The 13,686-nt window shown below is 36.2% G+C and carries 10 protein-coding genes; 1 reads left to right on the forward strand and 9 read right to left on the reverse strand.

The genetic code is table 11. The annotated features are described in order from the left end of the window. Positions 1-121: 121 nt before the first annotated feature. From RTW14_RS18020 to aroF, 9 genes are all read right to left on the reverse strand, one after another. Positions 122-2,047, reverse strand: coding sequence for an endonuclease MutS2 (locus RTW14_RS18020; RefSeq protein ID WP_312654080.1), 1,926 nt, complete (start codon positions 2,045-2,047; stop codon positions 122-124). A 395-nt stretch (positions 2,048-2,442) separates the two neighbouring features. Next, on the reverse strand, positions 2,443-3,204 hold the full coding sequence (gene aroD / locus RTW14_RS18025) for a type I 3-dehydroquinate dehydratase (protein ID WP_312654082.1): 762 nt from the start codon (positions 3,202-3,204) through the stop codon (positions 2,443-2,445). Positions 3,205-3,215: 11 nt separating this feature from the next. Continuing rightward, positions 3,216-4,046, reverse strand: coding sequence for a shikimate dehydrogenase family protein (locus RTW14_RS18030; protein WP_312654084.1), 831 nt, complete (start codon positions 4,044-4,046; stop codon positions 3,216-3,218). 21 nt (positions 4,047-4,067) lie between these two features. Continuing rightward, on the reverse strand, positions 4,068-5,207 hold the full coding sequence (locus RTW14_RS18035) for a bifunctional chorismate mutase/prephenate dehydratase (protein ID WP_312654086.1): 1,140 nt from the start codon (positions 5,205-5,207) through the stop codon (positions 4,068-4,070). A 48-nt stretch (positions 5,208-5,255) separates the two neighbouring features. Continuing rightward, positions 5,256-6,377 carry a chorismate synthase gene (aroC, locus tag RTW14_RS18040; protein WP_312654088.1) on the reverse strand — a complete coding sequence of 374 codons (1,122 nt, stop codon included), beginning with the start codon at positions 6,375-6,377 and terminating at the stop codon, positions 5,256-5,258. Continuing rightward, complete coding sequence (locus RTW14_RS18045) at positions 6,367-7,638, reverse strand: 3-phosphoshikimate 1-carboxyvinyltransferase (RefSeq protein ID WP_312654090.1); 1,272 nt, start codon at positions 7,636-7,638, stop codon at positions 6,367-6,369. The genes aroC and RTW14_RS18045 overlap by 11 nt, the downstream gene beginning before the upstream one ends. Before the next feature lie 30 nt (positions 7,639-7,668). After that, a complete protein-coding gene (gene aroB, locus RTW14_RS18050; RefSeq protein ID WP_312654092.1) occupies positions 7,669-8,763 on the reverse strand; it encodes a 3-dehydroquinate synthase in 1,095 nt (364 codons plus the stop codon). Continuing rightward, entirely contained in the window at positions 8,763-9,605 is an 843-nt protein-coding gene (locus RTW14_RS18055; protein ID WP_312654094.1) for a prephenate dehydrogenase, read from the reverse strand. Before RTW14_RS18055 ends, aroB begins: the two co-directional genes overlap by 1 nt. Beyond that, positions 9,606-10,619: a 3-deoxy-7-phosphoheptulonate synthase gene (gene aroF / locus RTW14_RS18060; protein ID WP_312654096.1), complete on the reverse strand. Its 1,014-nt coding sequence runs from the start codon at positions 10,617-10,619 to the stop codon at positions 9,606-9,608. A 401-nt stretch (positions 10,620-11,020) separates the two neighbouring features. Here aroF and RTW14_RS18065 point away from each other — a divergent pair, with 401 nt between their 5' ends. Beyond that, positions 11,021-13,603: a diguanylate cyclase domain-containing protein gene (locus RTW14_RS18065; protein ID WP_312654098.1), complete on the forward strand. Its 2,583-nt coding sequence runs from the start codon at positions 11,021-11,023 to the stop codon at positions 13,601-13,603. The last annotated feature ends 83 nt before the right edge of the window (positions 13,604-13,686 follow it).

Here is a 13,686-nt window from a genome sequence, read left to right on the forward strand (position 1 = left end):
TTACATTTTAATTTACAAAAAGAGAGCCACATAGTGACTCTTTTTTTTTATTTAAAGAATATTTTTAATATTTTTTTTATGAATAATATTTAAAATGTGACAAAGCGCTTACTTGAACTTGTCATATTTCGTCATCATATTTAATTATTAGATTAGGATCAAATTTTCTGCTCATGTCATGTCTGGCTTTACGATTCTCTTTGGTATCAAAAATAATGGAGAAATCATAATCATCTGGATACAATTCACTTGCAGGTGTTATAAGTTTAAGTCGTTTATGATTAATAACCTGTTTTTTCCCTTTGATTTGTACAACTAATTCACCTTTTTCATTGGCCTCTTTGAAAACAATTCCAATTAGTTTTTGTGGGTATACTCTGACGCTGTCACCCATACGAAAGCCATCGGCTGGTGAGACTATACCATCTTTATCTACATCTTTTTTTATTTTATTGGTACATATCAGATCAGATTTTATGGTTTCCTCCTGAAAAGATATATTTAGGGAATTGTCTGCCATAGTGGCTTTATTTGAAGATGCTTTTTCTGCTATGGCTAACATATGATTAGGAAAGCCTAATCTTTGTGCAATGTATAAGGCACAGCTTTCGCCTGCTTCACCAATTTGCAATTTATATAACGGTTTTAAACTTTCACGGTCAAAAGCCATCTTTGCATTAGTAAGACCATTCGTATTTTTAGCAAAATCTTTTATTTCAGGATAATGTGTAGTTGCAACAAACAGGCAGTTTTTATGTTTTAATTCAGCTAAAATGGAAATAGCTATGCCCATTCCTTCCGCAGGATCTGTCCCTGAACCCAATTCGTCCAGCAGAACAAGGCTCTCATTAGAAACATTCTTTAGAATGTCAATTATATTTGTAATATGTGCAGAGAAAGTAGATAGATTTTGCGATATACTTTGGCCATCCCCAATATCACATAAAATATTGCTGTGCATGGAAAATAAACTTCCTTCCTCCACGGGCACGTGAAGGCCGCTTTGTGCCATAAGTGATAATAAGCCGATGGTTTTCAGTGCAACTGTTTTTCCTCCAGTGTTTGGTCCTGTTATTACGACTCCGTTTATATCTCCTCCAATTTGGAAATCTAAAGGTATACAGGTATCAGATTTTAACAAGGGGTGCCTTCCCTGCTTTATTATTATTTCTCGTTCCGTAGTAAGTGGAACCGGAATGGCGTTCATTTCCATAGATAGCTTGCCTTTGGCAAATATGAAGTCCAGGGTTTCCATGCAATCTATATTGATTTTTAATTCATTTATGCAGCTATCTACTAATGCTGTTAAAGTATACAGGATTCTTCGGATTTCATTATCTTCTTCAATTTGTAAAACAGCTAATTCTTCCTGTAGTCTGGTAATGGAAGCAGGTTCTATAAAACAAGTCCCTCCCGTATTAGAAGTATCAATTACAGTCCCAGTTATTTGATTTTTATATTTACTTTTAACAGGTAAAACATATCTTCCATTTCGAATAGCAATATATCCATTTTCAAACCAGTCTTTATTATTACGAAGTATACTTTCAAGCTTCGCTTTTATTGAAGCATTCATCGTTTCAATTTTTCTGCGTATTCCATGTAAGGCTGCAGACGCTTCATTATCAACTATTCCGTTTCTTATAGAACTAGTAATCTCTTCAGAAAGATTATCAAGAGTATAAAAAGAAGCGCCATAGGCAGAAATATTTTCTTGAATGGTTTCAGCTCTTTTCAGATAGCTTTTCATCCGTTTGCAGGAATTTAGAAATGAGCAGATGCACATAAGCTGTTCAGGAAGTAACATGGACCCTTTAGATGTCAAATCTAAAATTTGTTCAAGTTCTTCCATGGATGCCAGAGGTGGATTGCCGATGCTGTCTAGTATTTTAAATGCACTTGTTGTTTCTTGCATTTTATTTTTACATTCTCGTTCACTCAAAAAAGGTTCTAATACGAGTAGCTTTTCTTTTGCCTTTTTTGTGAGTGCAAAAGATGCTAATTTCTCAAGTATAATATTAAATTCCAAGGTATTATTTGTATTCATAAAAATCCTCCATATAAAGTATAACCAAAGAAAGGTTACCTTAATTTGTTTAATGAAAGACAGAATACTTCCATAAAGTAAGATTTGGGAATAAAAAAAGCGCAACAGAAAAAGCCAGTTACACTCCGAAAATTTTTATTGAAATATTATAAATTTAATGCTACATCATCAGCATTTTAATACTCAAATAGAATATAGGAAGTATATCTGTAAGGCCCAAATAGGCACACTTAAACAAGCAGGCAAATACCCACTTTATAAAGTAACCTTTCTCAACTATTTAGTTGAAAATCACCATTACAGATACAATTAACAAAAAACGTCCTCCCATTTCTAAATGATTATAATTTACTCTAGCATACTTTATTATATATGTAAAGTCAAATACATTTGTGTTACAAATCCCTATGAATAAGATTTAATATTTGATGTAAATCTTCCGCACCCATCTGACCCGGGGCAGATGCTTTTTTCAAAGTCCCAAAAGTAATTGTAGATCCAAACATTTCCCCTGTTAAACGGCTTATAAGCCCGTCCTTCCCCATAGAAATTGTCACAATCGGGATTTGGGCGTGCTGTTCTGACATTTCCAGAGATGCATCCAAAAGGGTCAGTACATCATGTTTATTTCGAGGCATAAGAGCTATTTTAGCTATGTCTGCACCTATATCCTGCATTTTTGTAAGCCTGCGGATTATCTCATCCTTTGATACGGTCTTTTCAAAGTCATGATTTGAGGTGATGACCTTTATGCCATGCGTGTGAGCTTCTGTAATTATAGGGATAATAAAGTCATCATCTCCAATAGCTTGTACATCTATTAAGTCTATAAAGCCTGTTCTTGCGACTGCTTTATTTAATTCAGCATAGGCAGCGATGTCTATAGACTTTTCGCCGCCCTCAGGAGCGGTCCTAAAAGTAAATAGAAGAGGAACCTCATTGAGTATTGTTTTAAGCTGTGAAAGTACTTCTAAAACCTGATTGAAATTAAAGATATCTTCAAACCAGTCAGCTCTCCATTCAACCAGATCCACAGAAATATCCTTCGTTGATTTGGCATCAGCAAGAATCTCTTCTTTTGTAATGCCAACAATAGGCACACAAATTTTTGGCATGCCTTCTCCTATTATTAAATTTCTTATTTGTACAGTTTTCATATTTTCGCTCCTTAAGCCGTTAAAAATAATTCCTTAAGTTCCTTAATAATAGTATTGTTATGAGCTTCAAAACCATTTTCCCCTGTAAAATATTCAGCAGCTGCAGTAGCCTGTGCCACAAGCATAGCAAGTCCGCTTGCGTAAGGAATACCTAGTTCTTTGGCCTGTAGAATGAATTTGGTGTAATAAGGATTATAGACCACATCAAAAACCCCGCAGCATTTATAAAATTTACTTAAATCAACGGGCCGACTGGCTGTATTTGGCCACATCCCCACTGGTGTTGCATTTATAATTATTTCTACATCAAGCTGCGCATCGAGATCTTCATAGTTTAAAGTAGTACAGTTTATTAAAGCGTACGGTGAAAATTCTGTACTTGTCTTGAGCTGTTCAAAGATTGGAGTTTTGACTTTTCTTGATGCAATTATAATTTCATTGGCACCTTTATCCAGAACAGCCTTACGGATAGTTTTACAAGTAGCTCCATCTCCTAAAATCAGTATTTTTTTATTATAAATTGGTATGCCAGCACTTTCCATAGCATAGATGAAACCATTATAGTCAGTATTGGTTCCGCAAAGTTTTTTCTGACCATTAAAGTATAACGTATTGACTGCACCAATCTCCTTTGCTAAAGGAGATATATAGTCGCAATAAGGGATAACCGTTTGCTTATACGGTATGGTGACATTAAGACCTGCAAACCTTCGCTCTTTCAAAAAAGAGTCTAACTCCTGTATAGTAAGTGGAAATAAGTCATATGTATAAGCACCCAGTTTTTCGTGGATGATTTTTGAATAACTATGTCCAAGTTTTTCTCCAATTAGTCCGTAAATCATAACTCCTCCAGTAATCATAAATTAGTTTTCTATATAACTCCCAAGGAAGACAAAGAGCTCAGGCTGTGATGCTAACTCACAAAGTAAGCTGACAACTTCAGGAGAACATAAAGAGGCTTCCATATCAAAGTAGAACATGAACTCAAAATCACTTCCTGGTATCGGTCTTGATTCTAATTTAGTTAAATTTAGGCCTAACGCAGAAAATTTAGCAATCATATTGTATAATGACGTTGGACGATGTGGCAGTGATAACATAAGACTTAGCTTATTTGCTCCAGGATATATTTCAAGATTTTTAGAAATACAAATGAAGCGGGTATAGTTATTATCACTAATCTGAATGTCTTCTGAAATAATATCTAAACCGTAAATTTCAGCGCATTCCCTTGAAGAAATCGCAGCTATATCGGAACGCTGGATTTTTGCTACCATTTCAGCAGCTATGGCTGTATTCTCGCATACGGTTATTTTTACATCTTTTAAAGATTCAAGAAACTTGGAGCATTGCCCTAATGCCTGTTCATGAGAAACAATTTCTGTTATATTTTCAAGTTTAATGCCTGGCTTAGCTAACAGTCTGTGAGCAATCCTCAGCTTAAAACTTCTAGCAATATAAAAATGATGATTCTTCATCAGGTCGTAAACAGGGCCTACCGAACCATAAGAACTGTTCTCAATTGGAAGAACCCCATATTGGCAAAGACCTTTATCAACTGCATTAAAAACACTTTCAAAATTATTGAAATACATGATGGATGGAAAATTAAAAATCTTTTCCGTAGCTTGTTGCGAGTAAGAACCTTCAATCCCCTGACAAGCGACGATTGCCTTTGTTGGAAACATATCCGGCGTAGTTAACATGGCGTTTTCAATAGCAGTTTTTAAAGGAGAATCTGTATGCACAAAACGCGTCTGATAAGAACGGCTTACATCGAAAATCGTATTATATAAAATGCGTGCATATCGATCAAGCGTTTCTCCAGCCTGATCAGAGACCTTAGCTAACACTTCTTTTTCTCTTTTCATATTTAAAATAGGAGTCCCGGAAGCTTTTTTTTCTTCTGCAACCTGCCTTGAAAGATTCATTCGTTTTACAAACAAATCCATCATTTCAGTATCTATATTATCTATTTCATCTCTTAATTTTTTTAATGTCATATTTACACACCTTATTCTATTATAAAATATAGAAATAACAATTTACATTTAATTTCCTAATAATAAATCCAATAGTCCAACGGCCATGGCCGCCTCAACCACAGGCACTGCCCTTATAACGACACAGGGATCATGCCTGCCTGTAATAATCAGCTTCTCATTGGTTTTATTCGTTAAACTTACTGAATTCTGCTCCTTAGATATAGAAGGTGTCGGCTTAAATGCAAGCCGGCAGATAAGCGGCATTCCTGAAGAAATTCCACCTAAAATTCCCCCATGATTGTTTGTAACCGTTTTAACTGTATTACCGTCCATAAAGAAAGCATCGTTATTTTGTGAACCATATAATGTAGTGCACTCAAAACCATTACCAAATTCAACGCCTTTTACAGCGGGTATTCCAAAGAAGATTTGTGATAAATGACCTTCGATACCATCATACATAGGCCCACCGATGCCTACGGGAACGCCAACAGCACAACATTCAATCATGCCGCCCACAGAATCACCCTCTGCCATAGCTCTCTGGATTAAATCTCCCATAAGATAGCCTTTCGATTCATCAAGAACAGGAAAAGAACTTTCTCTGAGGGGAATAAAGTCGCTTGAACTGACCATTACTGGGTCAAAAGGCGTATCTTTAACATGACCTATGGAATATATATGAGCCCCTATGGAAATACCCCAATCTTCAAGTAATTGCAAGGCGATAGCCCCTGCAATACACAAGGGAGCCGTCATTCTTGCTGAAAAGGGACCCCCGCCAGACATATTGACCGAGCCATCATATTTTACTGATGCAGTATAATCTGCATGGGCTGGCCGGGGTATATCTCGGAGGGCCGTATAGTCACCGGAACGAGTATTGGTATTTTCTATAATCAGGGTTAAGGGCTCTAAGGTGGTTTTTCCATCCACAAGACCAGATTGAACTATAGGAGTGTCAGCTTCTTTTCGTGGAGTGGCAAAAATACTGTTGCCGGGAGCTCTTCGGGACAAAAACTGATTCATTTTATGAAAATCTATGGTAATGCCCTCTGGTAAACCTTGAATAGATACACCTATATGGGGTTCATGAGAGCCGCCAAAGATAGTGATTTTGAGGTTTTTTCCAAAGGAAGAGGAAATCGTAGCAGATTGAGTTTCAGTAGTGTTTGTATTAGAGCACATGATATTCACCTCCTAAATAAGAAAAATCATCAAAAAATCGAGGATACGATTTATCGACCGCTTCTGCTCCCAGTATAATAACTGGTTCAGTACATAGTATGGAGGCAATGGCAGCCGCCATGACGATTCGGTGGTCATTGTGACCGTTGACCGTGCCACCTTTTAGTATTCCTGTGCCATGGATAATAAGTCCCTCAGGACGTTCAGTAATGTTTCCTCCTAAAGCTTGTATTATTTCACAGACAGTAGATAATCTGTCGCTTTCTTTTATTCTTAGTCTTCCTGCGTTTACGATTTCCGTAATGCCCTGACGGGAAGCAGCAAGTACTGCTAGTATTGGGACTAAATCAGGCACATCGGAAACATCAAATACTGGGTTTTTGCCACTGTTTGCAGATGCCTTCATCGTCTTAATAAAAGAGACGATTTCTTTATCACCTTGAGCAGAGCTAAAGTTTAGATTCCGGCATGAGACGGCTGGCTCTAAGCAGTTAGCATCCGAGCACAGGGCATCCGCCACAACCCAAAAAGCTGCGTTAGACCAATCTCCTTCTGCAGTGACTTCGCCTGGAGACGTATAGTTTTGACTTCCTTTTATAAAAAATGAATAAAAACGCTCGCTTTGAATTTGTGAATTTGCAGCAATTTTTAATTCAATGTTAATTCCAAAGAGTTTTAAGACTTCTAAAGTCAGCATGACATAGCCTAGCGACTCAAGCTTAGAAGTAATGTTTATAAGGCTGTCTCCTCTTAACAAGGGCAGGGCAAATAACAGACCTGTTATATATTGTGAACTCACATTCCCCGCCAAGTTAAAGGTGCCACATTTCAGTTTACCTGATACTGTAAAAATAGGTTTTGATTTTTTGTTATTTTCTAGTGGTAATTCAATATTTGTATCAAAAGTGCAGCCGTGAGATTCCATTTCTTCCTTAAGAGGAGAAATGGGTCTTTCCGGCAGTCTTCCTGCGCCAAGAAAAGTAGCTTTATCTTTTAAAGCCATAGTTATAGGCAGCATAAACCTTAAAGTAGAGCCGCTTTCATTACAATCCAAAACAGGAGATGCCTTCATTAATTGCAGTAGACAATTTTGCGTGGCTTCTAAGTCCTGATTCATATCAGCAATGTTGACTTTGCAATAATCAGAGCAAAGTGCTGCGGCAATCATAAGCCTATGGGCATGTGATTTTGAGCTTATAGAATTTATAGATCCCTTCAAGGGCTGTGGTATAATTTTTATATTCATAAAGTTTTTCTCCAACAGTTACTAAAAATAAAACGGGAATGGAAACTATAAGCCGGCACTGATAAAAGTTTTTAAGTCAGAAATATCGATTTTCTTTAAATAACAATGTTCGATGGATTCTGGCAAAACTAAGGTAATGGTGTCACCAGCGCGCTTCTTATCCTTCAGAGCAATATGAGAAAGTTCTTCTGAGGTGAAAGGGCACGTGATAGGAAAGTTAAACTTCATTAATATATTTTCAATATCTAATGAACAATCTGTCTGACATAATCCGAGCTTATGAGAAGCCTTAGAAACTATAAGCATACCCAGAGCAACTGCATGACCATGCGTGATGGAATAATTACTGCATTTTTCTATAGCATGACCAATGGTATGGCCAAAATTAAGAAGCTGTCTGATTCCAGTATCTCGTTCATCTTCCATAACAATGTCTCGTTTTATACTTACACATTGCTTTACAATTTGAATGAGAGTGTCAGAAAGACAATCATTATTGCCAACCATAGAACTGTTAAAGAGCTTGTCGCCATGCAGCATTAGTAAATCGAATAACGATTTATCCAGTATAGCACCATATTTCACAGCTTCTGCAACACCATCTAAAAATATTTCATAAGTCAGAGTAGCAAAAGTATTACAATCACATAGAACTAATGAAGGCTGCCAGAAGGCTCCTGCTAAATTTTTTCCACTTTGCAGGTTAACTCCTGTTTTTCCACCTACAGATGAATCCACAGCAGCTAAAAAAGTAGTGGGAATCTGTACAAATTGTATCCCGCGAAGAAAAATTGAAGCAGCAAAACCAGCGACATCACCGGTTATGCCACCGCCTAAAGCTATGATAGCATCACTTCTGGTAAAGTCATTTTCCGCCATTAGTTCCAAAATAGAACTGACCGTATTGATATTTTTAGACCTTTCACCTTTTTCAAAGATAAAACGAAATACTTCAAACCCAGCATCAGTAAGCGAGCTGCACACCATATGGTGATAAAGGCCATACACAATATCGTCCGTTATGATACAAACTTTACAAGGTGAAATAACTTGGGACACATATTTACCAGTATCTTTCAGTAGATCTCTTCCTATTATTATGTCATATTTTCTAGAGGCACTTACTTGAATCTTTTCCATTAGAACTTTTCTCCATCTATCTGCATTTTGCGCTCTCTGCCAGCTTTTAGAAGCGCACAAAGGGTAGCAGCATCTTTTTCTTTTATAGCCTTGCTGTACTGCATTAGCCTTTCTATAATGCCATCGATTTCTTCTGCCAAGTAATCTGGGTTATCAAGAAAAAGTTCAGTCCACATGTCCTCCTTTAATTTTGCAACTCGAGTCATATCTTTGTAGCTTCCTGCGGAAAAACCTTTATGTTTTAAGGCAGAGGGACTTTTTATATACGCATTGGAAACCACATGGGCAAGTTGTGAAGTAAAAGCAATAACCTGGTCATGTTCTTCAGGTGTAGAAATCTGAGTATTAGAAAAACCAATGCTTTCACAAAATAGTTTTACTTTTTGAACATCTTCGATTCGTGTACCTTTTGTAGGAGTTAAAATCATAGAGGCATTATTAAATAATGCTTTTTTGGCATGTGTAAATCCAGCGTGGGCGAGCCCTGCCATAGGGTGGCCCCCCATAAAGGTGAAGCCGTTTTCTTTAGCCACTGGTTCTAACGCCCGGCAGATAACCTGTTTTACTCCACAGCAATCAAGAACAAGGGCACCTTTTTTTATGATATGAGCATGAGATTTAACAAAGTCAATCGTAGCTTGTGGGTAAAGGGCTACTATTAATAAGTCACAAGTTGGAAAAAATTCATCCGTTAGAGCTTCATCAATGGCACCTACCAAAATGGCCTTTTTTATAATGGTATCCTGAAGGTCAAGGCCGAAAACTTTATGAGCGGTATTTTGTTTAATAGCTTTTGCCATAGAACCCCCAATAAGACCAAGACCAATTATTCCGATGTTCATCTATCTGTCCCCCTTAAAACTGTATGGCAAAATTGCTTTTACGGCATCTGCCACATCTTTAAATGCTTCTGGTGTTAAGGATTGCGCGCCATCACAAAGTGCATGGGCTGGATCATTATGAACTTCTATCATCAAGCCATCTGCACCACAAGCAGCTGCTGCAAGAGCCATAGGCTTTACTAATTTAGCAATGCCTGTGGCATGGCTTGGATCAACAATAATAGGCAAGTGGGTCATCGATTTTAAAAGTGGAATACTAGCCAGATCCAAAGTGTTCCTAGTGGCCGTTTCAAAGGTTCTAATACCTCTTTCACAGAGGATTACGTTTTCATTTCCCCCAGCCATGATGTATTCTGCGCTCATAAGAAATTCTTGTAATGTGCTGGATAATCCTCGTTTTAGAAGAATTGGTTTCTTCAAAGTACCTAATTCTTTTAAAAGTTCAAAGTTTTGCATATTTCTTGCACCAACTTGAATGACATCCACATCCTCAAATAATGGAAGATGGGAGATATCCATTACTTCAGTTACAATTGGCAGCCCAGAAACCTTCTTTGCTTCAATAAGAAGATTGATACCCTCTTCCCGCATTCCCTGAAATGCGTAAGGCGAAGTTCTAGGCTTGAAAGCCCCACCTCTATATAAGCAGGCTCCTGCTGCCTTTACATCTAAAGCAACTTGGCAAATCTGTTCTTTTGATTCAACAGAGCAAGGACCTGCTATGATCTGAAAGTTACCATCGCCAATTTTAATTCCTGAAATATCTACCACCGTAGCGTCTGGGTGAAATTTCTTATTTGCGTTTTTATAGGGTTCCTGTATTCTTTTTACCGCTTCAACAATATCAAGTGCATTTATTAATTCCATATCAATTCCTGATGTATCTCCTATTAATCCAATAAGAGTAGTATTTGCACCTTCACTCATATGAATTCCAAGATTCATACTTTTTAGCCAGGATAATAAATTGTCCAGCTGCTTCTGATTGGGGTTGCTTTTTAAAATAATTACCATAATGTTTTCCTCCAAAACTAAAAAAAATCCGCAAGTGAATTTCACCTGCGGACTCTAATTTTTATATATGCTTGCTTAACAGATTTATTTATCCGTTAAACCAGAGTGTCCATATTTGCAGAGAAATTCAAATAAGCCTTACTTCTAAAGTAGAATGTAAAGCTAAAATAAAAATATTCAACTGCCCAGCTAATTACGTTTTTCATGGACTTACCCTTTCAATTTTGTTTTTATTCACTAAAAATATGTGATAATATGTTTGATTATACAACAACCGCGCAATATTGTAAAGATATTTTTGAAAATTATCTTTTTTTGTTCGTTGACGGTTTATAAGCATAAAATGTATAATTAAAAATAAGGTATAAAAGGGTACAATCTGTTCGAAAGGTAACGAAGTAATGTCAAAACAAAAAAGACATACATATACATATATAGCTGTAATAGTTACAGTCCTAATTATTTTCAGTAGTTTTATACCAGATACTTCCTATGCAGAGGGAAATAATCAAGGGGAAACTATAAGGGTTGGATATTTTCAACTGGATGGATTTAATGACATTTCCAAGGATGGGTATTTTAGTGGTTATGGTTATGAGTATTTAATGGAGGTTGCTAAGTATACAGGATGGAATTATGATTTTGTATATAAAACAACAGACACCGCGACAGGGCAAGAACACAGGCTTACCTATAAAGAAGCTTTAAAAATGCTTGAAAATGGGAAGGTAGATTTAGTTTGCAATGTAAGGAAAACAGCAGATACTGAAAACCGCTTTATGTTTCCAAGTTTTCCAATGTCCGAGGATTATGGCATATTGACTACAAGTGAGGACAATATAAAGTACAGTAGGCAGGATATCAATTCATTAAAAGGCATAACCATTGGTGTATTAGCAGGCAGTTCACGAAATGATGAAATAAGTAAATATTTGAGAAATAATAATGTTTCATTTCAATTAAGTACATTCTCTACTGTTGAGGAAATGAAAACGGCGCTATTTGATACGAAAACTGTTGATGCCATATATACAAGTAACATTAGGCAGCTGGAAGGCGAAAGAGTAATTTTAAGGTTACATCCCAGTTCTTTATATGTAGTTACAGATAAAAGAAGGCCTCAGTTGTATAGTCAGTTGGATGCAGCGTTAGAGGAAATAAACGTTAAATACCCTGAATTTTCTAGTGAATTATATAATAAGTACTATAGTGGACCTGAAGAGCTAAGTATTTCCTGGACACAAGAAGAGCAGAAATATATAGAAAATAATCCAGTTATCACAGTAGGTGTTAACGCTGATTTTATACCAATTGAGTACTATGATAAGGATAAAAATAAAATTTCAGGTATTACTGGTGATGTACTGGAACAAATAAGTGCAAATACAGGATTGGATTTTAATTACGTTATATATGATAATTGCCGTGGTGACAGCAAGAATGTAGAAAAGAATCAAATTCAGCTTATCAATTCTTTTGGTGCAGATTATAAATGGGCAGCCAAAAAACATGTAAGGCTTACTTCTTCCTATTTAAACATACCCATTAGCGTTATTACACAGGACTATATAAAAGACTATACGCTTTCAAATCTAAAGGTAGCCGTTGTAAAAAACGATTATTTAACAGAGAAAATAAAGGAAACTAAGATATATAAGAGTTTTGTTTATTGTAATAGTATAAAGTCCTGCGTTGCAGCAGTGAATAGTGGGAATGCTGATATTACCTATATACCTACATATAGTGCAGATTATTTTGGATCGCAAGCTTCATATACGAGGATAAGAACGTATGCAGTACCAGATTTTAATTATAAACTTTGCTTTGCTGTACCTGATAATAGTGATTTAATTCTATATAAAATAATAAACAAGGCCATAAACAACATTCCCCAAAGCCAGATTGACAACATCATATTTAACAATATTTTATTTAATGAACAACACGAAGAAACTTTTGATTACGTTTATAAGTACCCAGTACTTACATTAACAGTAATTTGTATCCTGTGGCTGGTCATATGTATGGCTATTTATTGTAATCGAAAACTGGAGAGAACAGTTAAACAGGAAATACAGTTAAGTGATAAAAAAATCCATATCGCTTTAGCACAAACAAATATGCTTGTTTGGGATTACGATTTGGCCAATAAACGCATCATAAGAACAAAGACAAGCAAAAATTGGAGGGGGTTAGAGGATCGGGTAGAAAATGTCCCGGAAAGCTTTATCGAATCTGGATATGTTCATCCTGAATGCACAGAAGAATTTTTAAAAATGTTTGACAATATTGCAAAGGGAGAAAAGGTTGCTTCTGGAGTGTTTAGGCTTAAAAAAGTGGGAACTGATGGTCAATGGACAGATCAGTATATTTGGGTGGAAACTAAAATTACCACTATTTTTGATAAAAATGGAAAACCCATTCGTGCAGTGGGGTTAACAGAAGATGTGACGGATAAGGTCAATGAGGCATTAAGACTTAAGGAAAAAGCTTCAAGAGATCCGCTTACAAACCTATTAAACAGAACTTCTTTTCAGGCTTATGTGCAGGAATTTTTAGAAAAAGAATATCAGGAAGGTTCAGTCAGTGCATTAATTATCCTAGATACAGATGACTTTAAAATGGCTAATGATACGTATGGACACATATATGGAGATGAGGTGTTAAGAGAAATTGCTGACAAACTGGCAAAATCCTTTAGAACGGGAGATTTTATAGGAAGGCTTGGCGGGGATGAATTTATTATATTTATGAAAAATGCCAATTCCTATGAAATGGTTGAAAAAAAGGCAAAACAAATTTGTAATAGTTTAGTTTTTGAAAAGGATGATTTAATTACCACCTGCTCTGTTGGAATTGTTATTGTACCTAACAAATATGTTGACTATGAATTATTATATAAATATGCCGACGAAGCAATGTATGAGGCAAAGAAATGCGGTAAATGCAGGTATGTGATTTACGATGCAAGCCATATTGATTAAGTTATTTAAAAAGGTTGTCACTTGTAGGATGAACCGCTCCCCGTCAAGTAGACAACTGAATAAATATAAACTTTTTCATCCAG

The sequence above is a fragment of the Aminipila sp. genome, from assembly GCF_032051575.1.
In the GTDB taxonomy this organism is placed as follows: Bacteria; Bacillota; Clostridia; order Peptostreptococcales; family Anaerovoracaceae; genus Aminipila.

What these genes read in the sequence shown, in the direction of transcription:
- RTW14_RS18055 (WP_312654094.1), bottom strand. Translation starts at nt 9,605, where the DNA reads ATGAACATCGGAATAATTGGTCTTGGTCTTATTGGGGGTTCTATGGCA.
- aroD (WP_312654082.1), bottom strand. Translation starts at nt 3,204, where the DNA reads ATGAAAACTGTACAAATAAGAAATTTAATAATAGGAGAAGGCATGCCA.
- aroC (WP_312654088.1), bottom strand. Translation starts at nt 6,377, where the DNA reads ATGTGCTCTAATACAAACACTACTGAAACTCAATCTGCTACGATTTCC.
- RTW14_RS18030 (WP_312654084.1), bottom strand. Translation starts at nt 4,046, where the DNA reads ATGATTTACGGACTAATTGGAGAAAAACTTGGACATAGTTATTCAAAA.
- RTW14_RS18035 (WP_312654086.1), bottom strand. Translation starts at nt 5,207, where the DNA reads ATGACATTAAAAAAATTAAGAGATGAAATAGATAATATAGATACTGAA.
- RTW14_RS18065 (WP_312654098.1), top strand. Translation starts at nt 11,021, where the DNA reads ATGTCAAAACAAAAAAGACATACATATACATATATAGCTGTAATAGTT.
- RTW14_RS18020 (WP_312654080.1), bottom strand. Translation starts at nt 2,047, where the DNA reads ATGAATACAAATAATACCTTGGAATTTAATATTATACTTGAGAAATTA.
- aroB (WP_312654092.1), bottom strand. Translation starts at nt 8,763, where the DNA reads ATGGAAAAGATTCAAGTAAGTGCCTCTAGAAAATATGACATAATAATA.
- aroF (WP_312654096.1), bottom strand. Translation starts at nt 10,619, where the DNA reads ATGGTAATTATTTTAAAAAGCAACCCCAATCAGAAGCAGCTGGACAAT.